Raw genomic sequence first — 23,847 nt, 5'->3', positions numbered from 1 at the left:
TCAGAGGCCGATGCAGGCGTATATCTGAACACATACTGGAAATAAACCCCCATGGCGGAAAAAATTACCGGCGCCGCCGGCCCCGCCCTATAGGTCTAAAACACACACAAGGAGGACATACTTTATGGAAGACCGTCTTGCTGTCATCAGCTTAATTATCAGCAATCCAGATTCCGTTGCAACTGTAAATGAAAAATTCCATCTCCAGTCAAGCCTGATCATTGCGCGCCTGGGAGTTCCCTGCCGGGAATACGGTGTTTCCGTCATAAGCGTGGTCATGCATGGGACCCAGAACCAGATCAGTTCCTTTGCTGGTGACCTTGGCAAGGTGGATGGTGTGAAGGTTAAATCCATACAGGTTCCTGTCACTTCATAAATACAGTCCATTCACGCAGAAGAACGAGGTTATCCTATGGAATACTTAGAAGGACTCCTGTCCCTGGTGGCCAATGCCGCAATCCTTATATTTGAATTCATCGGCGTAGGCATCATTATCTACGCCGGCCTTACCGGCTTCCTCCGATTCGTGCGCAGGGCGCCCGACACCAAGATATATCTGGCCAAAGGCCTGGCCATGGGCTTGGAATTCAAGATGGGCAGCGAGATTCTCCGGACCGTGGTGGTGCGCGAATGGAGGGAAATCGGAATCGTGGCAGGCATCATTGCCCTGCGGGCCGCCCTTACCTTCCTAATCCACTGGGAAATCAAAGAAGAGGAAAAGACCGGGGAATGATTCCCCGGCCTTTGCATTGAACCGTCAGTATGGCCCGCATTAAAAGGCATGATCCATCCGCTTCCCCATACCGCCAATCACTCAAGCGCCGCATAGTAAGGCCGGTCCTCAAGTGATAATGTGCCCGCGGTCCTGCCCTCTGTTTCGAAGATTATGATTTCGTTCCTGCCCTTTTCAACAGAGGTCCCGGCAATTAAGAATGTATCCGCACATTCCCCGATGGCGGCGGGCTCTCCCCACCCGGTCAGGATGGCGTCATAATTATAGGATGTAATCTGGGGTAGGTCCGTATACCCCCTGGCGGAACATCCGTTGTAAAAGCCGAAATTCGTGCCTCCCTGAAACATGTAAAGATTGATGCTGGCCCGCTTTAACAGCTCTTTTACTTCCATGGCCAGATTTTCTGCATCTAGGATTACATAAAGCCCCATGTCCCCGGCCAGCTCCACGAAGCGTTCCACATCCTTATTGCCGCCAAAGTCAAATATGCCTTCCTCTGGTTCGTGTATGTTCCATGGAATATAGGTCTTATAAAACTCTTCTTTTACTTCTAATGTACACATCCTTATCTCTCCCCTGTCATAAAAACGGGACCCAGTAATAAAAAAGCCGCGGTTCCCACTGTTTGAACCAGACATGTGCTGGTAAAACCTGGAATAACCGCGGCTATCATCCGCATCTGATATTATATCGAAACCGTCCTTCACATCTGTCCCCTGTTCCCGCCGTCATCACAGCCGCGCACGGCCGGCACGGCCAGGCACAGGAATGCCGCCAACAAAACCAGCGCCCCCGCAATAAGGAACCATTTCTCAACCCCATAAGCCTCTGCGAACAGTCCTGAAAGTGACAATCCCACCGGCCCGCTGATCAGCCGTATACTGCTGGACAACGACAGGACCCGGCCCAGGTACTTTGCCTCAAAGTTGCTTTGGAGCAGGGGGGTGTATATCCCCCAGTAAAAGGGGCCGGACACCCCCATGAGCCAGGAGCAGATAACAAATATGGCAAATCCTCCTTTGGGGAGCATCCCTGAAACAAATAAGCTGAAGCTCATCAGCAGGAAGGAACCGATAATCGTATAAATCCTGTTCTTTGTGCCGCCCCATCTGGACAATACCAGGGAGCCGGATAAAAGCCCCACGGAAAACACCACCTCAACAATGCTGGCATGGGTGCTGGTACCGTTAAAATAGGACATGCTCATCAGGGGAAACAAGGCGCTGGTGGGCATCAGGGCCAGGGTGTATAGGGTACTGATAAGCACCAGCCCCAGCATCCCCTTATTGGTGCAGAGGATTTGAAACCCTTCCTTTGCTTCCCGCAGTATCTGCACCTTCCCCTCATCCATCCCCCGCGGCAGTCCCGGTATCACGGTAATTCCCAGGGTGCACACTGCTGCCAGCGCCCCGATGACGTCCAGGAAGATAATTCCGCTCAAACTCCAGGAACTGTATAAAACAGCTGCCAGAACCGGACTCAGTATCTGCGACACGGACTCCAGGGCCTGGGAATACCCGGCGCATCTCACCAGCTGGTCCTCCGGTACAATCTGCGGGGTAACCGCCTGCAGGCAGGGCGTATGGAACGCCGAACCAATGGAGCGGCACAGCAGGACCGCAAGAATCAGCCCGGTTGACAGGGTTCCCATCCATCCAGCTATCACCATGACAAAACTGGCTGCAGATATAAGCAGGTCGGATATAATCATAATCCGTTTCCTGCTATAGCGGTCAATAAACACGCCTATGAAGGGTCCCAGGACCCCCTGGGGCAGGAACCCCATCATCATGGCAGCCGACAGCACCAGGGCGGATCCGGTCTGGTCCGTCAGATACCAAACAATTGCAAATTGAAGGACGGAGCTTGAAAACTGGGAAAATGCCTGCCCTGCCCATATGGTGAAAAAGTTCTGTTTCCAACCCTTCATACGCATTTCCCTCCTAATTCGTCTCCCTCAGTTCCCCCAGTCCTTTCAATATCTCCTTGGCCTTCTCCACCATGGCCAGGCTGTCCTGGTTCTTATTCCTTCTGTCAATATAATGGAACGCAGGGACTTCCCCGGGAACCAGCTTTAAATCCCCCTTATAAGCCTTAACCAGTTCAGGAATCTCCTCAATCCGGAGTCTTGCCTTCTGATACATGGAAAGCCTGATTTCCTGGCGGTTAATGACCACCTCCGTCACATATGCCTGGCGGGCCAGGGCACGGAGTCCGGCAATCATCAGAAGGTTCTCCACACTGCGCGGTATATCGCCAAAGCGGTCCATCAGTTCATCCTGCATATCCATATACTCATCTTCTGTCTCAATGGCAGAAATCCTCTTATAGATATCCAGCTTCTGATACTCATTCTTAATATAAGAGCCCGGAATATATGCGTCGATGTCGCACTCCACCACGGTCTCGTAAGAATCCTCGTCCGGCTTCTCTCCCTTAAGCGCAAGCACGGCCTCGTTCAGCATCTTGCAGTATAAATCGTACCCCACGGCTTCCATGTGCCCATGCTGCTCCGCACCCAGGACATTACCCGCGCCGCGGATCTCCAGATCGCGCATGGCAATCTTGATGCCGGAGCCCAGTTCCGTAAACTCCCGGATAGCCTGCAGGCGCTTCTCCGCTTCTTCCTTTAATAGCTTATCACGCCTGTACATGAGGAAGGCGTAGGAGGTCCTGTTGGAACGCCCCACACGGCCGCGCAGCTGGTACAGCTGGGACAGGCCCATCCGGTCCGCATCATGGATGATCATGGTATTGGCATTGGGGATATCCAGCCCTGTCTCGATAATGGTGGTGGATACAAGCACATCAATTTCCCCATTGATGAAATCAGCCATGATCCGCTCCAGTTCATGCTCCCTCATCTGTCCGTGGGCAAATGTAACCACGGCCTCAGGTACCAGGGCCTGGATTCTGTTTGCCACCTCGTCAATATCCGTCACCCGGTTGTATACATAATACACCTGTCCGTTCCTGGACAGCTCGCGGTTAATGGCTTCCCGGACCATCTCCTCATTGTATTCCATCACATACGTCTGAATCGGGGTACGGTCCACCGGAGGTTCCTCCAGCACACTCATGTCCCGGATTCCCGCCAGACTCATGTGCAGGGTCCTTGGAATGGGGGTTGCGGTTAATGTAAGCACATCCACATTTTCCTTTAACTGCTTGATTTTCTCCTTATGGGCGACCCCGAACCTCTGCTCCTCATCTATAATCAGAAGCCCCAGGTCCTTAAACTGCATATCCTTGGAAAGGACCCTGTGGGTGCCGATGACAATATCCACCATGCCCTTGCGCAGGTCCTCAAGGGTCCGTTTCTGCCTGGCCGGAGTACAGAACCTGGACAGCATGTCGACCCGCACCGGGAAATCCTTCATCCTCTGGACAAACGTATTATAATGCTGCTGGGCCAGAATCGTGGTGGGCACCAGGTAAACCACCTGCTTGCTGTCCTGGACCGCCTTAAAGGCTGCCCGCAGCGCCACCTCGGTCTTGCCGTATCCCACATCGCCGCAGATAAGCCGGTCCATGATCCGTCTGCTCTCCATATCCGTCTTCACCGCGTCAATGGCATCCAGCTGGTCGTCCGTCTCATCGTAAGGGAACAGTTCCTCAAACTCCCTCTGCCACACCGTGTCATGGCCGTACTGGAATCCGGCCTTTTCCTGTCTGGCAGCATAAAGCTTAACCAGGTCCTTGGCAATCTCCTGGACCGCCCCTTTTACCCTGGTCTTGGTCTTGCCCCACTCCGTACCTCCCAGCTTGTTAAGCTTTGGCTTCTTGGCATCCGCGCCCGCGTATTTCTGGATGCTTTCCAGCCGGGTGGCAGGCAGGTACAGGTTGCCGCCGTCCCCATACTCAATCTTGATATAGTCCTTGATGACCTTATCCCGCTCGACCTTCTCGATTCCCTTGTAAATGCCTAACCCATGCTCCTCATGGACCACATAGTCACCCACGGACAGCTCGGAAAAACTCTGGATTGCCTTGCCCTGGTAATTTGTTTTCTTCCGGCGCTTTTTCTTCTTTTCCACGCCGAACATGTCACCCTCGGTGATATAGACAAACTTAAGAAGCGGGTATTCAAACCCCCGGTGGAGGCTGCCGTAGGTAACCATGATTTCCCCTGGCTTTACCTTTGGATGGGCGTCCTTGGCCTCCATCCCTTCCCCGGTTTCCATCTCAGGTCCCGCCCCATCCGGGCAGTAGGCGCGCAGGCCGTACTCCCGCAGGTCGCTGGCCAGCCTGCTGGCCCTTGTCCTGGACGCTGACAGGAGTATGACCCTGTATCCTTCCTTTTTCCACCTGGTCAGGTCCTTAATCAGGATCTCAAAGCTGTTCTGGTAGGAGTTCACATTCTTCACATCAATGCTGAACTTGTGGTTCACCTTCATACCCGGAAGCTTCTGGTCCAGGCCTGTGAGCATCACGGTACGCGGCCTCTGGACCCTGGCCATGACCTCCTCCACCGGATAGAGCAGTTCGGTCTGCCCCGGCAGGAGATATCCCTTTTCCAGGCGGTGCATCATGCTCTCCCGGAACTCCAGCTCCACGGTTTCTCCCTTCTCCCTGAGCCTGGCAGGTTCATCCAGGTACACCACGCTTTCCCCCTTAGGGAAATACTCCAGAAAGGACACTGTATCCGGACAGAAATACCGGATATACGCGTCCAGACCCCCCAGCTTCCAGCCGTCCCTAAGCCCCTCTGTCAATTCCTCTATGATGGAATGGATCCTGTGGGCTTCCTCCGGTTTATGCTGTTCCCGCAGGGCCTTCCCATAGGTCTTTGCTTCCTTTTCCAACCGGCTGGTCCCTGTCTCCAGCTGATTTTTATCCAGCACCACCTCGGCCGCCGGATAGATGGTGACAAAGTCCAGCTGTTCCACGGACCGCTGGCTCTCCAGATCAAAGGTACGGATGGAATCCACTTCATCATCCCACAGTTCGATACGCAGCGGCACTTCCTCTGTCAACGGGAAAATATCGATAATCCCGCCGCGGATGGAAAACTGTCCCATGCCGTCCACCTGGGCCATCCTCTCATACCCCATGGCGGTCAGCCTCTGTCTCCACACATTAAGGTCAATGACCTGCCCGCTTGTGACGGTAATGGCCTGCTCCTTCAGATACTGCAGGGGAAGAAGGTGGTCCATCAGGCCGTCCATGGTGGTGACCACCACTCCGCCCTTATCCTCCATCAGGTGCCTGAACACGGCAATCCGCTGCCTTGTCATAAGGTTTCCATGGATGTCCGCACTGTAAAACAGCAGGTCTTTGGCCGGATAGAGCCATACCTGGTTTGTAAAGTTCCGGAAATCATCGTATATTTCCTTGGCCCTGGTGTCATCATAGGTCACCACCAGCTTCCACGGAAATGCCGTCCCCTCCCCCAGCTCATACATCAGATGGACCTTCTGGGAGTCCAGCGTACCCGTTGCCTGAAGAGGCCCCTTCCCCTTATTCAGGGCCTGGATCAGATTGTCATATTCCTGTAATTCCAATAATGGATTTTCCATCTTACCCCGCACCTCTCATCAGGCCTTATGGCCGTTAAACTGATTCATGGCTGTATCCATTCCTTCTGTTATCATCACTTCCACAGCCTTTGCCGCCTCCTTAAACGCATCCTCCATGGCCGCCCGGTCTTCTTTGGAAAAACGGCTCAGCACATAGTCGGCCAGGTCCATTTTCTTAGGCTTATCGCCTACCCCAACCTTAATGCGCGGGAATTCCTGGGTACCCAGGTGGGCGATGATGTTCTTAATGCCGTTGTGGCCGCCCGCGCTTCCCTTTTTGCGGATGCGCAGCTGCCCCACATCCAGGCTGATATCATCATATATGATAATGATATGTTCAGGATCCACTTTATAGAAATCAGAGGCAGCCCTTATACTCTCGCCGCTAAGGTTCATGAAGGTCTGGGGTTTTAACAGCAGCACCTTCTCACCGCCGATGATTCCCCTTCCGTAACATCCCTTAAACTTCTTCTCCTCAACCGTGGTACCCAGCATGTCGGCCAGCACATCAATGACCTCAAATCCCACATTATGCCTTGTCTTCTCGTATTCCCTTGTGGGATTGCCCAAACCTGCTATGATATACATGACCCTGTCGTCCTCCTTCTTATCCGGTTCCCTTTTTACCCATCCCAGTATACCCTTTATTCTGTCCCATATTCCGCTCATTTTACGTCCCTCTGTCCTGTTTCATCCATCTGATATCAAACCCTGCCGCGGCATGCCCTTATGACACGCCTTAAAGCGTTAGATACGCACCGATAGGGGGTATCTAACGCTTTTTTGGCTGTTTCCTCATTCTAACAGATTCTATATGAATTGTAAAGACTCATAATAAACAGGGCATGTTAGGATTGCCTTTAAAAAATACACCTGCATGATGGACGGAACCCTGGCATCAATGGGGTATGTAAGATGTCCCGACCGTATAAAGTATGGTAGAGGTACTGGTACAGCTAATTATGGCTACTATGATGCCGTTGATGATTCCTGCCAGATAAGGATTATTAGTCTTTTTATATATCTTACGTGCAACAATAGGAGCAATTATTAAGATTGCAACCACTGCATAGGACCACCCGATTGCGGATTTCACCGAGCCATTATCATGCCATCTGGAATAGCCGGTGGCAGCAAAGGTTATATACTGTACTGCCAGAAGCCCAATACAGCCAAGAGCGTTTCCCACTGATACAATCAAGGTATTAATCCACTCCCTGCCTCCTATCCGGTTATAACGGAAACAGTTTGTTGCAAGGGAATTAGGAATATAGTACATCAAAAACAGCGGCAGGGAAACCAGGGTGTAAAATGCTTTATCTGACTCAAAGGCCCTGGCCGCAAAGGTCCAGAAACGGAAGTCCGTGGTAAAGAAATAGTCTGCAAGGAACACAAATCCATAAGCTGCAAGGGGAGCAATTATCCCCAGCAGGACTGTCTTTGCAAATATACCCTTTGGAAGTATGATTCCCCGTTCCCTTAAATCAATTCCGTTATGCTTTCCATAGAACCGATAATTCAGGTACATGATCAATAAAGACACGGCACCGCTGATTACGCCCCAGATTCCAAGGGACTTGGCCTGAATGATTGGCAGCAGCGGGTCAGGCGGCGCTGTATTGACCCAGGTTGCAATGGGGAACAGCGTGGCATAAGATACTACTGCTGTCACAAGGATTGCCCCCCAGAACCATGCAAGTCCCCTGCCCTTTGGCGCCGGAAGGGGTTCTACCTTCTTGGATGCCTTAAGGCAGGCAAATGCAGGCGTTTCAATCAATACATAGACAAGGGATACCATGAACATGAACATTCCCACCAGTCCCAATGCGGTAAACAGTTCCTTGATGAATCCAAGCTGATTGGATGCCCCAAGGGGATTAGGCGCTCCCAGGGAATCCTGAAGGAAGGATACGGTCATACCGGTGGAAACCGGTGACAGCACGAACCAGGAGTGGATTTGTGTCGGTGTATAAAGCAGTCGTTTGGCAATCCTGCCATCAATCTCCTTTTCATATACCTTGCCAACCTGGACCTCATCCTTAATATTTGCCGGATCCTCCCCAAAATTCACAAAGGATTTTGCCCGGTCTGTTGATGCATAGTCCCTGGGCGCATTATACCAGGGTCCATGGATGGTTGAACCGTGGTACTCAAAATCATCATATCTGGCCGCAATCATGCACACATCCCGGCTGCCGTAAGCATTAATCCAGGCACCGTCTTTATCCTGATACGTGGGGTCCGTACCTGCAATGACCATGGCTGCCACATCCACGGAACCGCCCTGGTCCGCCCATTCCGTCACTGCGGTACAGCATTTGCCTCCCATGGAATGACCTGTAATGCCCAAACGGTCAGCATCAACGTAAGGCAGTGCAGCCAGTAATTCCAACCCATTATAGGAATCCACAAAATTAAATTTCACATTAGAAGAATCACCGTGTCCGTACATATCAATAGCAAGGGCCACAATTCCCCGGCGGGCCAGCTCCATGGCAGTGGAAGACTGGCTCTCCTTTGTCTTCCACCATCCGTGTACGACAACTGCGGCTGGCGCCGGATTCTCCTCTGTAGCTGAATCCGGTACGTATAACAGTCCGCCCATGGTTAAACCTGCATCTGTTTCAACTTTAATTTTCTTGACAGTCACTTTTCCAAAATCACTTTGCAATGTCCCTGCCATTACCATACTGATTAACATCAGTAAAACAGAGATTGTCAGCAGCCGTTTTGAGCTGTTTTTCATCCATTTCCCCATTTTCTGTCCCTCCTCGAACACTTATCCTTACCGTTTCGTTTTACCATTATCCTTCCAAGGCAGGAATACACCCAACCCCATCCGGTATAACTACAATTTTTTCTTCCCGTCCCAGTATTTCATCCGCCTTCTTAATGGCCTGGGAAAGGTTATCAGCAGGTATGATTCCCATCTTATGTACCAGTTCATAGGGCTGCGTACTTATGAGAATGACCGGATGCCTTGCCATTGCTCTTGCAAGAATCTGGGACTGCCACTGGTCGGGCCGGGTTTTATCCTGGGGTACGCTGAGGATATCCTGCAGGATTTCCCCTGCTGTTTTCCCGCATGCGAATGTGTTATAGAATTCATCTCCCCCATGGCCGTCCACACTGGCAGCCGCCATAATAATCACGCCGCCCCTGCGGCAGATGATATCTGCCGTGGATATTCCCTTGACTGCCTGGTAGATATTCTGGTCCAATGGGAAACCGCCGTTGCCAGTGATGACAATACCAGCCTCTTCCTTAACCTGCATCCTGCATAGTCCATTAAGAAAGCTTACGCCTGCAAGGTGCGCCTGTTCAAAATCCCCTGCAAAGGCAGCCACGGTCTCTTTATTGCCGTTGCACACAACATTCACAATAAAGTTAAGACCCACACGGCGCGCCCCCTCCACCATGTCTTCATGAATCAGGTTCCCTTCCAGACAGCCGCTGTGGGCATTTGGATTGTTTATCATATGGGAGCTGTGATTGGCATAAACCGTACTGGCTGCGCAGATTCCCGGAAGCACGCTTTTGCGTCCTCCCGAAAACCCGGCAAAAAAATGCGGTTCAATAAAACCTTCCGCAACCAGCAGATCCGCCTGGGCACCAATCCGGTTCACGCTTAAAGGCGCGCCAGATGGAAGTACGCCATAATCCACCATGGGATCCTTCAGACAGTCATGTATAACTATCTTTTCCTGCTCACAAACCTCACGGCCGAATTTGTGAACCAATTCCTCCCTGGTCGATTCCCTGTGACATCCTGTGGCTATGAGGATTGTAACTTTTACCTGAGGGTTAAACCGTCTTATTTCCCGCAGCATGGCTGGTATGATTGCCTTGCTGGGAACCGGGCGGGTGTGGTCGCTTGCCAGTATGACCACATTCTTTTTTCCTTTTGCAAGCTCACATAAGGGCGGACTGCTGATTGGTGATGCCAGCGCCTGTTCTACCAGCTCATCAGCGGCAGCCAAAGGTTCATAATCATGCAGCCGGTTATTAAGTACCGCACTCACTCTTACATCCGGTATATCTGCTGATAACACAGTCTTTCCATAGGGTATTTCTATCTTCATATCCCCCTCCTCATTAACTTTTACGCCTGTTTTTCATGAATTAACTATAACATAAAATCATTCTCACCGATATGTTACAAAAGCCATATTTAATCAGAATAATATGGTATGTATAATATATATGTTTGTGTATTTTATATTTATTTATATATATTTGCATTGAAATTTTATGCACTTTTATCTCACATTACCCCGCCTGCGGATTCCAGGCCGCATCAAAAAAAGGACTACCGCTGCCCGCAGTAATCCTCTCCCTATGAATATCCCTCATTCCATGCTCTCATAAAACGCAATCGCCAGATAGTAATAAGGCGCCGAGCTTAATTTACGTGGGTCATAACCCGTTTTTTCCCTTAACCGGTTCAGTTTATACTGCAGGGTATTCTTATGAAGGTACAGCTGCCCGGCAGCCTGGTTGATGGAACCGTCGCACTCATAGAGCACCCTCAGAATACGGACAGCTTCCTTCATCCGCTTTTCCGAACATCCCTTAAATACACGCTGTATGAACTCTTCCTTTGTGGCCTGTCCAATATCATTGATGAATATTTCCAATAAAATACTGTCGTAAAAGGCAATCCCGCCATTTCCCTGCACCGCGGCCCCGTTCATGGCCTTAATGGCCCGAAGATATCCGGCTTTAAGCTGTCCGCCGCTGACAGTACGGCTGTCCACGCCTGCAATCAGCTGATATCCGCATTCCTTCAGGACATCCTTCTGTATCTGGGCAATCAGCTTCTCCGCCATCTCATCGCTGCGCTCACTCATCAGTACGATAAAATTTCCGCCGCTGCTGCCGCTTACATTGCGCATATCCTCTTTCAGGATGCGGCGGATCCTGTGTTCAATCCGTTCCACATCCTCCTGACTCATGATGGAATTCCCGGTATGCTCAAGCACCGCAGCCCGTCTGGCCGCCATCACATCGATGCCCTGGGAGATACCTTCATCTACCAGGGCCGGATTCATCCTCAACTCATCCGTCATCAGCCATTCCTGCAAAAAGCGGTTCCTGGCGCTGCGTTCCCGGATTTTTTCTTCTTTCAAATAGCTTTCCAGCAGCAGGATTTCCGTCATTTTCTTTACTACCTGTCCGTAGCGGCTGACCTCTTCTTCGTTTCCCGTGATGCCCACGACCCCTACGACCTGGCCTTCAAGCTCCAGCGTCAGGTTAATCCCGGACCGGGTTCCCTGATATGTATCGTCATCCGGCACCGTCAGTTCCTTAAGGCCCTCATCCAGCATCTTCCTGCTGGCCTCATGGAAATCTCCTATCCGCCTTTCATCTGTACAGGCAATGATACGGCAGCTCTTATCCATGAATGTCAGATCTTCATGGATGATTTTCTTTACCTCCGTGACAATGCTCATTCCTAAGCTGGACGATATCTGCATGTATTTTCCTCCTGAATCTGAATACTCCCATCATATCATCCTGGATTCCCATCGTCAATGCGCCTTGGACTCATCCTCAGCAAACATACATCCACAGCATACATCTCTCTACAGTACATTCCCTGCCGCCAGCGTCTCAAGTGCCCGTTCCTCCGTAAAATACCCGCATTTCACCAAACGCGCCAGCACCTGCTCCTGACGCTTCTGCGCCAGCTCCGGGCTTACGGTCGGGGCATATTTAGACGGTGCGTTGGGGATTCCGGCCAGGAGCGTGCTTTCATAATCCGTCATGTCATTTGGCGCTTTCCCAAAGTACCCCTCCGAGGCGTCCTTAACACAGTAGTATCCATTTCCATAATAAATGGTGTTCACATAGAGTTCCAGTATCTCGTTCTTGCTGTAATTCTGCTCCAGGTCAAAAGCCACAAACACTTCCGCCACTTTGCGCTGCAGTTCCTTTTCCTGGGTAAAGTACATGTTCTTGGCCAGCTGCTGCGTCACCGTGCTGCCTCCCTCAACAAATGCCCCTGCCCGGATATCATTAAAAACAGCCCTTCCGATGGCAATCATGTCAATGCCCGGATGATTGTAAAACCTGTGGTCCTCCACGGACAGCACCGCATCCACATAGATTTCGGGCAGCTCATCAAAGGTGGTGTAATTTTCCTTGCTGCGGATGGAAGCCACTTTATCTTCCAGGCTTACCTCAGCCACCGCATCCCTATACATGTGGTAACCATCCATGATGACCATGGCACAGAGACAGATCCCTGCAGCCATGATCATAGCTGCCAGATATTTTAATCCTTTACGCACCTTCATTCACTTCACCCGCTTTCTCAATCTGATTTGTCCTTGTTTATGGATATGCTGATAATCTATCACTTTATGTATCTATCATATCACATACCTTGGATTTAATCTTTGAAAAAGCCTTAACACTACGTGACTATTCCCTGACTATTTGTGGAAGTTTTTCTAAAGGCGGCGTTAGAATTTCTTAAGGGAGTTCCTCCCACCTTCCAGACCCCAAGGGCCGGGGACTTTACCACATAGATTTCTTCCCCGTCTTCCATCCTCTGCATCCCGTCCTCCATACAGGCGACAGGATATCTTTTCAGCGCCTCCGACACATCCATGTATCCATATCCGGCTGCCTGTACCTCCTGGGGCGACAGTTTCCCGGGGTCCACGGCATAGGTAATCTTAAACCTCCCCTCCGAAGAACTGTGTATCATATGGGCCGGGACCATTGTCATATCTGCAAACTCCCCCTCCCTTACCAGTTCCATGGTACGCTCCGTGCCCTTGTAACCATACCTGCGGATCAACCGGTCCACTTCCGGATTCTCCCCAAAGTCCTTAAGTCCCGGGGCAATGACCAGCAGCTCCCCGCCGTCCCGGATTATCATGCGGGTGCGGTAAACCGCCTTATTCCCTACCCAGAAGGAAGAAAATTCCTCCGGCTCCAGATAGGCCACCACCTTTTCCACAGCCTTTGGCAGGTATGTTATGTTACATTCCCGGGCAAGGGCTGCGGCGTGTTCAAACACCTGCCTGGAAGCCCCTGTGAATATCCCATGGACCAGCCTGTCCTCCTTTGCCTGGGAAGTCACGGTAAGGATATACATAAGGGGCGCCTGTTTCAGGAAATGCTCCTCAATGTAGTCAAACACCGCCCTCACAGGCGTGTCCGTATTTCCCATGATTGTCTCCAGGTTGCAGACCGCGCCCAGCATATGGCTTTCATTGATGATCCTGCGGCCTCCCAGGCCCACCAGTATGTTCTTGGTGTAATTTGACATCCCTGTGACCTCGTGGGGCACCACCTGGCCGATGGAAAGGATCAGGTCAAAGCTTTGGTCCACTATGTAATGGTTGACCTGGGCGCAAATATCCCCTGTATACCTGCCTGCTGATACTTGGGCACAGTAAGCGCCCGGCACGGTCCCGATATCCACCGTATCCCTGCACCAGTCATGGATAAGAAATGCATGGTCCGGTATATCCCGGCCAAAGAACCGGCAGCGCTCCCCCGGTGTCATGGGCCGGTGGGTCCCGGTGGCCGGAAGGATACGGACCAGGGCGTCAACAGACAGTTTTTTGTATAAATATGAGGTTATGACCCCTGCATAGGAATACAGCCTTGTTATGTCCGGCGGCACCAGAAGAATCCTCCCTGCCTTAGGAAGGCCCTCTGTCATACGGTCCAGGACACGGTATATCTCCTCCCTTTTAAGAGGGTGTATCCTCCCGTGGTCCGGCTGCCCTATAAGGCTGTGCTCCCTGACATGTTCCACCATTCTTAATTCCCGCCTTTGGAGTAAGCCATCTCATCCACAAAAGCCCTGATTTCCTGATCCTGGCAGCCTGCGTAGAAGCAGTCAAGGAATCTGGGGATCATACACTCCTTCACCATCTGGGGATCCAAAGCCCTTAATGCATCTAAAAGAGGCTTTGCAACTTTTTTCTTTACATCAAACAGCAGGTCTGCATTTCGGTTCTGGGCTTCCTTGCGGCCGTCCGGATATCCCATTCCCTTGGGCGAGCCAAATGCCTTGACAAAGATATTGTTCAAATTGATTTCAGCCCCCCAGCCAAAGCCCTTTGCAAATGGAATGGCAAGGGCGTTTCCATTATTAATCTGCAAAAACAGGTAGGCATCCGTGGGCTCAATACAGTAGCCGCACACAACGCCGGGATACATGTTTAAGGACATCAGCGCTCCCTGGGCCGTCCCGCATCCTGTGACCACAAAGTCAACTGCACCGGAGTTTAAGAGCAGCGCGGACATGATTCCCAGATGCAGGTAGGTCAGGCGCGGATTCTCCTGGGTGTATGCTTCCGGAACATCCTGGTCAGTGAGGGGAACCTCCATGGCGGCATTAAACACCTGGTGCCCCATTGGCTCCACAACAGACTTTAATTCCTTAAGGATGATCCCGTTTTTAGGTGCCTGGCTAAATTCATTCAAAACTGCGATTTTCATGATTGTATCCTCTTTTCATTATAATTTTTTATTTTTTCCGGCCATGGAAATGACCTTGTCTGCATCCTTCTTCATCCGATGGAAATCCTCCTGGGACATGGGGATATCCAGGGATCTGGCGCTGTCCTCTACCTGGGAAACCTTCCTGGCCCCGCAGAGGACATTAATATCAGGCGACAGCATGGAGTTCCACTTAATACAGAGATTTGCCAGTGAACAGTGGTACTTCTCCGTCAGGTCCCGCCATCCTGCCAGCATCCTGTTAACCGCAGCAATGTTCTCAGGCTTCCACCATGTCTTTCCTTCGCGGACATTTCCTTTGGAAGGCACATAGTCATCCCCTGCCTTTCCTGCAAGCAGCCCCTGTTCAATGGGGGAGTATGCCTGGAGCGTGATGCCGTGCTCCTGGCAGAAGGGCAGAAGTTCTGCCTCCGGTTTCCGGTCCAGGATGCTGAGTTTTTCCTGGATTACGTCCAGCTGTCCGGCGGCTTCGTAATCCCTCAGTATCTGAAGATTTACATTGGAGGCGCCGATGGCCCGGATCTTGCCCTCCTCCTTCATCCTCATGAGCTCACCCATGGTCTCTGCCACGGGCACAAGGCCATAGGTCATACACTGCCAGTGGGTGTAATAAACATCAATATAATCCGTGCCAAGTGCTTTCAGGCTCAGCTCCAGGTCCCGGCGGATTGCCTTGGGGGACAGGTCCCGGCGGACCTCATGGCCCTCCCTTGTAAAATGAAGCTCCCCGCCCTTGTCATACCACTGGATTCCGCACTTGGTGGAAAGGACCACCTTATGACGGGGCAGCTCCTTAAGGGCCTTCCCCACCACCTCCTCACTGTGTCCAAAACCGTACACCCTGGCAGTGTCCACCCAGTTGATGCCCAGATCCAATGCCCGACAGATGGTCTCAATGGACATCCTGTCATCATTGTCCCCCCACCAAAGGCCTCCGCCAATGGCCCAGCAGCCCAGGCCCAGGCCGGCGGCCTGTATATCTGTTTTACCAATCTTCCTCATTTCCATACTGATTACTCCTCTCTGGCCACCATTTCGCCATATTGCTCTTTTTCCTTTTTGATAAATGCCTCCAGCTCTTTTACTGTGGGCATATCCGGGCTGCACCCGTGGGACGCCACCAGCATGGAGGCGGAGGCGGATCCCAGTTCCAGGCAGTCCATCATATCCAGGCCGTTAAGAATACCGTAGAGGAAGCTGGAGGCATAGCCGTCACCGCCTCCAAACCCTTTCAGGGCCTCCACCGGGAAGGGACGGATGGAATAGGAATTTCCATCCCTGGTGTAGGCAGTGGACCCCTCCCTGCCATGCTTGACCACCACAACCGATGCCTGCCCGGCACACCAGTAAGCCGCGGAGGCCTGATCCGTACCGTCCAGTCCCAAAAACCGCTCCGTCAGGTCATACTCCTCCCTGGAACCCAGGATAATATCGCTGTCCCTTGCCACCGCACAGTAATACAGGGCGATTTCATCCTCATTCTTCCAGTTATACGCGCGGTAGTCAATGTCAAAGATAATGCGCAGACCATTCTTTTTTGCCAGGGCCACTGCCTTTAGGGCCGCCTCCCTGGAAGGGCTGGCAGCCAGGGCTGTCCCCGAAATCAGGATGGCCTTAGCCTCCTTTAAATAATCCTCGTCAATATCCTCCGGACAGAGGGACAGGTCCGCAACGCCGTTGCGGTACATGAGAATGCTGCTCTCATCATGGCTCAGGATTTCCGTAAAGGTAAGCCCCAGGCTCTCCCCGTTAACACACAGCCTGATATGGGAGGTGTCAATCCCCTCCTCCTTAAAAAAGTTTACCACAAATTCGCCAAAACGGTCATGGGAAATCCTTGCGAAAAACCCACATTTCTTTCCCAGCCTGGAAAGCCCTACCGCGATATTAGCCGGTGAACCTCCCACATATTTGCGGAAGGTTCCGCTCTCCGCCAGGGTCTTATAATAATCCAGGGGATTAAAGTCGATTGCAATCCTGCCTAACAGGATCAGGTCATATTTCCTGTCCTGCTCAAATGTAAGATATTCCATTTTACATCTCCTCCCTTTTCCAAAGTTTCCTGTAAAGGGCTTCCACTTCCTGGACCGTAACATCCCTGCGGGTGTTGGACGGGCTGCCTGAAGCCATGGCATCCTCAGACATCTTTGGGATTGCCCTCATAAAATCCTCTTTCGGGATACCGTATTCCGCCAGGGTGGGAATCTGGATCTCCCTGAGAAGCATTCCTACCCGCTCCATAAGCTTATCCGCCGCCTCACGGCTGCTGTCCTCCGGCTTCCCCAAACCGCATTTGACCGCAATATGGGCAAAACGGTCCGCTGCCCCCTCCTTGGCATAGTCCAGGCAAACATTTAGGAGCATGGCATTGGAGATGCCGTGGGGCACGTGGAACAGGGCGCCCATGGGACGGCTCATTCCATGGACAATGGTGACCGAGGAGTTGTTAAAGGCCATGCCGGCCTCCAGGGCTGCCAGGGCCATCTGGTTCCTTCCTTCCCAATCATCCCCATGTTCCCATACACTCTTTAAATGGCTGAAAATCCTCTGGCAGGCAGACAGGGCAAGGGTATCGCTGAGGGGCTGGGCTTTTTTGGAAGTATACGCCTCAATGGCGTGGGTCAGGGCGTCCACACCCGTGGCTGCCGTGATTCCCGGAGGCGCTGTCATGGTAAACTGCGGGTCGATGACCGCCAGATCCGGCATAAGCCCAGGTCCCTTTAAGAGCATCTTTACCTGCGTTGCCGTGTCCGTGATAATGGTGAACTGGGTGGCCTCCGATCCTGTCCCCGCCGTGGTGGGAATGGCTGCCATGGGTGCCGGCTTCTCACAGACAGTCCTGCCCATGTAGTCTGCCGGCCTGCCGCCCCAGGCCGCAATCATGGCAATGGCCTTCATGGAGTCAATGGGGCTCCCTCCCCCCAAAGCCATGAGAAAGTCGCATTTTTCTTCCCGGTACACAGCCACACCGGCCTCAATCATCCGGTCATCCGGTTCTCCGCCCACTCCTGTAAAAACAGCATATGAAACTCCTGTTTTTATAAGCATGTCCGTCACCTTATCCAGATTCCCCAGCTGCCGCATGACATCGTCCGTCACCACCAGGGCCTTTTTTCCCAGCTTTGCCACGGTTCCTGCGGCCATGTCCAAGGCCCGGTTTCCGCTTATGATCTGTCCGGGCGCAATAAATGTATCTGCCATCTTCTTTGTCTCCTTTATGAAAATGCCTCCAGCAGGTCATCATAGGAAGCAGCGGTCTGCAGCCTTCTCATGGTATTGTCATTTCCCAGTTTCCCGGCCAGTTCTGCAATGAGGCGCAGGTGGTCCTTGGCGCCGTCACTGTCGGCCGGGACAGCAAAGAGGAAAAACAGGCGGGATGGCTCCCCATCGTAAGATTCCCAGTCAATCATATCCCTGGTGCGGCCCACAGCAATCCCCACGCGGTCCACATGGTCCGACTTTCCGTGAGGAATGGCCACATGTCCGCCGATTCCCGTGATTCCCTCGCTTTCCCTCACATACACATCCCTCACATACCCCTCCAGATTCTCAATGTATCCGGCATTTTTCAGGAGTCCGGCCAGATGCCTGATTACTTCATCCTTATTCTTTGCATTCATATTCAGGTCAATGACCCGATCATCCAGAATCTCTTTTACAGCCATATTCTGAAATCTCCCCTCTATTTTATAAAATATTGATAAATGTCCAAGGCAGAATCCATTTTCTTCACGGCTTCCAGATTCTCATCATTATCTGTCAGCTGAAGGAAATCCTTATAAAACTGCTTTGTCCTCTTTATTTCAAATTTCGATGTCATTTTCACAGCCAGCAAAAACACCATATCCACCATGTCGCCATGCCAGCTGATGGGCCTGTCCAAAATCGCCACCACTATCCTGGATTCATTGATTTCCGTCATATTGCCATGGGGGATTGCAACACCGTGTCCAATACTGGTGGTGGTAGCCCGTTCCCTGTCAAATACGCTCTCCAGATAGTGAGCCGTCACATCCCCTTTTTTAACTAATTTATCCACCATCATGCCAATGAGCTGGTCCTTGTCCCCAACCTTGGGCCTAATCAAAAAAAGGTCCGCCTCAAACAGCTGATGGCACAGACTGTTAAAATGAAATTCCTGTTTTTTCCGGAAATAGAAAATCTGATTGACCTTCTGGCGGACCGCCTCGATTCCCTGGTCCCTTAAATGCCCCTCCAGTACCACCACGCGCTCATCCCGGATTTCATTTCCTGACGTATTGATGATTACATCCACATCCCGGTAATTGGAAAGCCGGAAGTCATGGCAGCTGGCAGCCTCTATATCTGTGATTTCAGGAATGCTGTACTTGAGCATCTCGCTGGTCAGCTGGCTGGCAGCCATGCCCCGCTCACTGATGAGCAGCGCCCTGATGGGCCGCCCTTTCTTTTTCCGGATAATGGCTGCCTGTATGTAAAGGGCAATCCCGGCCAGTTCATCCTCCGTCACCTGCACATCATAATACTCTTCAAAAAGATTGCTGGTGGACCAGGTGGCCAGAAAGGTCTGCTTATATTCATTCTTAACATACTTGCTGATATGATCGCCGGTGGCAGTGGAATACTTCATCCGGAAAATAGCGGAACGCATGTGGAGCATCAGGCTCTCATAAAGCAGCTCATCCCCGGAAAGGTCAATATCCAGCACCGAATCAATGGTGTCAATAATCAATTTTACAAATTTCCCCAAATTCCTGTCATATGCCCTGGCATAATCCCCTCCCTTCAAGTCGGAGAAGTTCTTCAGCTTTTTGGCGGTCAGGAGCATCAGGGCCAGGAACATCACATCATCCTCTGAGGTGTGGGGTTTATATTCCTTCTCAATCCTCTGGTAAATGGACTCCGAAAAGGAATATTCATTATAATTCTGGATGTCCTCCTCCTTGGCCTGTATGAACTTTCCTGCTTTACTCCGGCGTGCCAGCGACAGGCAGGCCATGATCCATACCATCTTAAAAGAATCGTCCGCCAGTTCGATGCGCCAGGCATTTTCCGCATCCACGATGATGTTCCGGATCCGGGTCACCTCCACCCCTGGGGCAAATGTCCCCAAAAGGGCTTCCAGCACTTCAGGCATCATATCCATCATATAGTCCCTGATTGCAATCCGGAAGCTGTATTCCTCCCCCTCCAGGCACACGCCCTTGCTCCGCATGGAAACAATCCTAAGGCTCCTCTCTGAAAACCAGCCGGCCACATCCCTTAAAAGCCCACCTACCGTAGGCGGGCTTAAATACAGGCTGTCGGCCAGCTGCTGCAGGGTGGTAATCTCACCAGGCTTTAATTTCAGAAGTTTTCCAATCAGCTGTTTATTGCGGCTGTCCTGGCAGGCGGCGGGCTTTAGGTCCTGGTCCGAGAGAAGCAGCTGGTTCAGACGCTTTTTCTGGTTCTCATCCGCCGCCAGCCATATTCCTTTTCCCTGCCTGCGCTCAATCCGTCCCAGGTTCTCTTCCTCCAGCCAGTCGTTGATAAGGTCCATCTTGGTCCGCACAGTCTTTTCAGACAGCCCTACCTGTTCTGCAATCTGCAACGTGGTATAGCTTCCTCCATCCAGAAGGCGCCTCATTATCCGGCTGTTGTCTTTTGCCTTCTTATCCTCTTTCAATCCAGCACTCCCTGTTCTTTTGTGATTACTCGCTGCTCCTGCCCACAGCCTGGCCATAAATATAACGGCCGCTGGAACCGATGACTTTCATGTAATCTTTGACAAACTGTTTGATTCCTGCCTCAGCCGCCATGCACAGGTGCATATAGTCCATCCCAGGGTTATCCCTGAGGGCATGTAAAGTGGCATCCTTGGCAGCCTGCCATGCATCGGTGCACACATTAATCTTGTTGATTCCCCCTGCCACAGCCTTTTTAAGGTTTTCCTCCCCGGAGCCGGAACCGCCGTGCAGCACCAACGGCATCTTTAAGGTTTCCTTTAACAGGCGGAGACGTTCAAAGTCAAGTTTTGGGATCTTGCCCTTGGGATATGCGCCATGGGCCGTACCGATGGCAACTGCCAGGGCATCCACCCCTGTCCTGGTCACAAAATCCATGGCCTGGTCAGGGTCTGTGTATAAATCCAGGTTGTCGTCATCTGCGTCAGCCGCCTGTCCCACATGGCCCAGCTCCCCCTCAACGGAGCAGCCCATGCCGTGGGCCAGGGCGCTGACAATGGCGGTCCTCTTTACATTTTCCTCATAGGGAAGGGATGAGCCGTCAAACATGACATTGGTAAAACCAGCGTTGATACAGTCTGCAATCACATAGAAATCACTGCCGTGATCCAGGTTTAAGGCAACGGGTACATGCACCCTTTTTGCCAGTTCCTCCACCACCGGAAGCATTTCCTCCATGTGGGCATGATTCTTCATCTGGCCGGGGCCAAACTGGATGATGATAGGAGAGTGTTCCTCCTCAGCAGCCATGATGCCGGCGCGCGCCATCTCAATGTTAATGCTGTTCATGGCCATGACGCCGTAGTAATTTGTATTTGCATCTTCAAGAATTGCTTTCATTGAAACTAACATAATGATTTTGTCCTTTCTAGTCCATTGTCCTTACACCGCCATTATTTAAGCTATTCAATCCTGATATCCAGATCAATGTCAATGTCCTCTTCCTCTGCGGCAGCCTCATCCATGGACGGCTTTTTAATCAGCGCGTAGATGATGCCGGTCACTGCAGAGCCGATGACAAGCGCAATCATGAACCACACCGGATTCTTCATCATGGGAACCACGAATATGCCTCCATGGCCTGCCACGGACTCACAGCCCATGCCTACTGCAATGGCGCCCGCAACAGCAGAACCTGCCATACTGGACGGAATGAACCTTGCGGGATCTGCTGCGGCAAAAGGCAGGACGCCCTCCGTGATAAAGCAGAGTCCCATGGGAAGCGCTGTCTTTGCTGTCTCCAGTTCGGTCCTGGTAAACTTGTTCTTTCTAATCATGGTCGCGATGAACAGTCCGATGGGAGGAGTCATGCCGCCGATGATCTTAGCACACATGGGGCCGTTGATTCCGTCGGCACCCAGGGCATTGGCTGCCATGGATGCGGTCTTGTTAACAGGCCCGCCCATATCAAAGCCCATGCAGGCACCGATTACCGCTCCAATCACGGATTTCGCGCCGCCGTTCAAGGAGATGATCCACTGCTGGAACACATCCATGATCCATGCCAGAGGGATTGAGAAAACACACAGGAAGATCATGCCGCAGACAAGTGTGGATATGACCGGTATGAACATAACAGGCATAAGCCCTTCACACCATTTGGGAAGCTTCCATGTCTTCATCCAGTTCACAAATTTACCGATGATGAATGCCATCAGAAGGCCGCCTAAGAAGCCGGCTTTGGACTGGGCCGAACAGTAGCCAATAATCAGACCAGGCACAATGCCGGGCCGTCCTGCCATGGAATAAGCGGCGCCTGCTGTCATCACTGCAACCGCAAAATCCATTGCATAGGAACTTAATTTGTTAACACCCCACCAGAACCCTACCCAGGTAAATGGATTCAGGTTTGAAAACGGTGTTGCACCCGCCGCAACAGCGCTTCCGATATCCCATCCGCCAAATGCCTTTGCCAGCGCCCCAAGGATACCGCCTGCCACAACAATAGGAATCATATAGGAGATACCGGTCATAATGTGTTTCATGAATTTCTGCTTCTTTGCCATTTAAAAGTCCCCCATCTTTCAGTATTTGCCAATCTGCCATACTCACTTGCCAAGCTTCTCGTGAATCTTGTTAATTACACCCTTCGGAGATTTCATAACCGTACTGATAGGAATCTCCACCACCGGTTTCCCCTTGAAGCGTTCCTTGTTCACGCGGATATCAGCAGAAATCAGGATCACGTCCGCATCCTTTACTTCCTCCGGTGTCAGTTCGTTTTCAACGCCAATGGAACCCTGGGTTTCAACTTTAATTGAGTCACCTAATTCTTTTGCTGCGTTTTCCAGCTTTTCCTTTGCTATGTAGGTGTGGGCGATGCCAGCCGTACAGGCAGTGATTGCTAAAATCTTCATATGCAGCCTCCTCTCATTTATTTTACCTAGAATGTATCACTTTTCTTAGGGGTACGGGAAACTTATTGCGGCATATCAAAACGGTAATTTTTCATTTATGTTTCGGTAATTTTGCTGAAATACGGTAATTTTCTAATATTTAGGAAATTTACAGAATCCTATACAACCCGCCAAAATTCCAGAAAAAGGTCCCCGGAAAGCCTGACGCCTTCCGGGGACCTTGCAGTAACCATGGATTCCCTCCCATAATACAGTTTTCCGTTACATGGACATACCATCCGCCTTATCCTTACGTATCATCCTCCTCATCCCTTCAATCCCCACCTCAATGGCCCTCTGTTCCCAACCGGACGGATAATCCTTTGCATCATTGGAATACTGGCCAAAGTCAGTGGCACTTATCATCACACTGGCTGTCCTGATACCCAGGGACGCGCCCACAAGGAAAAGCACCGCGCACTCCATGCTGGTATTGGTGGCGCCTCCTTTTATGTAAGACTCCCATTTGTACTTAAGCTCCTCATAAACCGGCTTTGTCTCAGGTTCAGCCTCTGTGTAGTAGGAATCCTTTGTGATGGTAACCCCCACGTTATAGGGGTGTCCCAGCTTGACGGCAGCTGCCTCCAGCGCCTTTAACATCTCAAAATCAGGCACGGCCGGAAACTCAAAGGGCAGATAGTGATTGCCCGTCCCCTCCATGCGTACCGCGCCGTTTGGTATTACCACATCCCCCATCCTGACCTTGGGGGAAGTAGATGCGGCGGAACCAATGCGCATCATGGTGTGCGCGCCGCAGGAGTGCAGCTCCTCAATGGCAATGCAGGCAGATGGGCCGCCGATTCCAGTGCTGGTCACGGTCACCGGCACACCCTCAAGGGTTCCTGTGTAGGTTAGGAATTCCCTCTTATGCGCAACCTTTACCGGGTTGTCAAAGTGCTCTGCAATCAGGGCCGCCCGCTCCACGCTTCCGGGCAGGAATACGTATTTCCCAATCTGGTCAGATGTTACATCCGTGTGCATGGTTTTCTGTTCTCCCATGTTTCATACCT

At 51.6% G+C, this 23,847-nt stretch carries 21 protein-coding genes; 2 read left to right on the top strand and 19 right to left on the bottom strand.

Annotated features, from left to right (window positions below; translation table 11 throughout):
- Window positions 1-124 precede the first annotated feature (124 nt).
- Both DWX59_RS24725 and DWX59_RS24720 read left to right on the top strand, forming a co-directional pair.
- Window positions 125-376 carry a TM1266 family iron-only hydrogenase system putative regulator gene (locus DWX59_RS24725; protein ID WP_117562568.1) on the top strand — a complete coding sequence of 84 codons (252 nt, stop codon included), beginning with the start codon at window positions 125-127 and terminating at the stop codon, window positions 374-376.
- A 36-nt stretch (window positions 377-412) separates the two neighbouring features.
- Window positions 413-733: a DUF1622 domain-containing protein gene (locus DWX59_RS24720; RefSeq protein ID WP_117562566.1), complete on the top strand. Its 321-nt coding sequence runs from the start codon at window positions 413-415 to the stop codon at window positions 731-733.
- A gap of 77 nt (window positions 734-810) precedes the next feature.
- Here DWX59_RS24720 and DWX59_RS24715 read toward each other — a convergent pair whose 3' ends face one another.
- The 19 genes from DWX59_RS24715 to DWX59_RS24625 form a co-directional block, all read right to left on the bottom strand.
- The gene (locus tag DWX59_RS24715) at window positions 811-1,296 is read right to left on the bottom strand and encodes a beta-galactosidase (protein ID WP_227116729.1); all 486 of its coding nucleotides are present in this window, start codon (window positions 1,294-1,296) and stop codon (window positions 811-813) included.
- Window positions 1,297-1,436: 140 nt separating this feature from the next.
- A complete protein-coding gene (locus DWX59_RS24710; RefSeq protein ID WP_117562563.1) occupies window positions 1,437-2,663 on the bottom strand; it encodes an MFS transporter in 1,227 nt (408 codons plus the stop codon).
- Window positions 2,664-2,676: 13 nt separating this feature from the next.
- Window positions 2,677-6,252 (bottom strand): transcription-repair coupling factor, encoded by a 3,576-nt coding sequence (gene mfd, locus DWX59_RS24705; protein WP_117562561.1) that lies wholly within the window; start codon window positions 6,250-6,252, stop codon window positions 2,677-2,679.
- Window positions 6,253-6,270: 18 nt separating this feature from the next.
- Complete coding sequence (pth, locus tag DWX59_RS24700) at window positions 6,271-6,921, bottom strand: aminoacyl-tRNA hydrolase (protein ID WP_117562558.1); 651 nt, start codon at window positions 6,919-6,921, stop codon at window positions 6,271-6,273.
- Window positions 6,922-7,150: 229 nt separating this feature from the next.
- Window positions 7,151-9,010: an alpha/beta hydrolase gene (locus tag DWX59_RS24695; RefSeq protein WP_117562556.1), complete on the bottom strand. Its 1,860-nt coding sequence runs from the start codon at window positions 9,008-9,010 to the stop codon at window positions 7,151-7,153.
- A 46-nt stretch (window positions 9,011-9,056) separates the two neighbouring features.
- Window positions 9,057-10,334, bottom strand: coding sequence for a nickel-dependent lactate racemase (gene larA, locus DWX59_RS24690; protein WP_117562553.1), 1,278 nt, complete (start codon window positions 10,332-10,334; stop codon window positions 9,057-9,059).
- A gap of 267 nt (window positions 10,335-10,601) precedes the next feature.
- On the bottom strand, window positions 10,602-11,729 hold the full coding sequence (locus tag DWX59_RS24685) for a CdaR family transcriptional regulator (RefSeq protein WP_117562550.1): 1,128 nt from the start codon (window positions 11,727-11,729) through the stop codon (window positions 10,602-10,604).
- A 108-nt stretch (window positions 11,730-11,837) separates the two neighbouring features.
- Entirely contained in the window at window positions 11,838-12,551 is a 714-nt protein-coding gene (locus DWX59_RS24680) for a biosynthetic peptidoglycan transglycosylase (protein ID WP_117562548.1), read from the bottom strand.
- A 119-nt stretch (window positions 12,552-12,670) separates the two neighbouring features.
- A complete protein-coding gene (locus DWX59_RS24675; protein WP_227116732.1) occupies window positions 12,671-14,032 on the bottom strand; it encodes a nickel-dependent putative hexonate epimerase in 1,362 nt (453 codons plus the stop codon).
- Window positions 14,033-14,034: 2 nt separating this feature from the next.
- Window positions 14,035-14,718, bottom strand: a complete 684-nt coding sequence (locus tag DWX59_RS24670) for an RpiB/LacA/LacB family sugar-phosphate isomerase (protein ID WP_117562545.1) — start codon at window positions 14,716-14,718, stop codon at window positions 14,035-14,037.
- An 18-nt stretch (window positions 14,719-14,736) separates the two neighbouring features.
- Window positions 14,737-15,747 carry an aldo/keto reductase gene (locus tag DWX59_RS24665; protein ID WP_117562543.1) on the bottom strand — a complete coding sequence of 337 codons (1,011 nt, stop codon included), beginning with the start codon at window positions 15,745-15,747 and terminating at the stop codon, window positions 14,737-14,739.
- A 5-nt stretch (window positions 15,748-15,752) separates the two neighbouring features.
- Complete coding sequence (gene iolC / locus DWX59_RS24660; protein WP_117562540.1) at window positions 15,753-16,772, bottom strand: 5-dehydro-2-deoxygluconokinase; 1,020 nt, start codon at window positions 16,770-16,772, stop codon at window positions 15,753-15,755.
- A 1-nt stretch (window position 16,773) separates the two neighbouring features.
- Complete coding sequence (locus DWX59_RS24655) at window positions 16,774-17,940, bottom strand: iron-containing alcohol dehydrogenase (protein ID WP_117562538.1); 1,167 nt, start codon at window positions 17,938-17,940, stop codon at window positions 16,774-16,776.
- Window positions 17,941-17,954: 14 nt separating this feature from the next.
- Window positions 17,955-18,404, bottom strand: coding sequence for a PTS sugar transporter subunit IIA (locus DWX59_RS24650; protein ID WP_117562536.1), 450 nt, complete (start codon window positions 18,402-18,404; stop codon window positions 17,955-17,957).
- A gap of 17 nt (window positions 18,405-18,421) precedes the next feature.
- Window positions 18,422-20,383, bottom strand: a complete 1,962-nt coding sequence (locus DWX59_RS24645; RefSeq protein WP_117562533.1) for a BglG family transcription antiterminator — start codon at window positions 20,381-20,383, stop codon at window positions 18,422-18,424.
- Window positions 20,384-20,408: 25 nt separating this feature from the next.
- Window positions 20,409-21,293 (bottom strand): class II fructose-bisphosphate aldolase, encoded by an 885-nt coding sequence (locus DWX59_RS24640; protein ID WP_117562530.1) that lies wholly within the window; start codon window positions 21,291-21,293, stop codon window positions 20,409-20,411.
- Window positions 21,294-21,343: 50 nt separating this feature from the next.
- Window positions 21,344-22,447, bottom strand: coding sequence for a PTS fructose transporter subunit IIC (locus tag DWX59_RS24635; protein WP_117562528.1), 1,104 nt, complete (start codon window positions 22,445-22,447; stop codon window positions 21,344-21,346).
- 42 nt (window positions 22,448-22,489) lie between these two features.
- Entirely contained in the window at window positions 22,490-22,798 is a 309-nt protein-coding gene (locus DWX59_RS24630) for a PTS fructose transporter subunit IIB (protein ID WP_117562525.1), read from the bottom strand.
- Window positions 22,799-23,059: 261 nt separating this feature from the next.
- Window positions 23,060-23,836, bottom strand: coding sequence for a nucleoside phosphorylase (locus DWX59_RS24625; protein ID WP_117562522.1), 777 nt, complete (start codon window positions 23,834-23,836; stop codon window positions 23,060-23,062).
- Between the last annotated feature and the right edge of the window lie 11 nt (window positions 23,837-23,847).

The organism is Enterocloster aldenensis (assembly GCF_003434055.1).
In the GTDB taxonomy this organism is placed as follows: Bacteria; Bacillota; Clostridia; order Lachnospirales; family Lachnospiraceae; genus Enterocloster; species Enterocloster aldenensis.
This window is presented reverse-complemented; position numbering and strand designations above follow the sequence as displayed.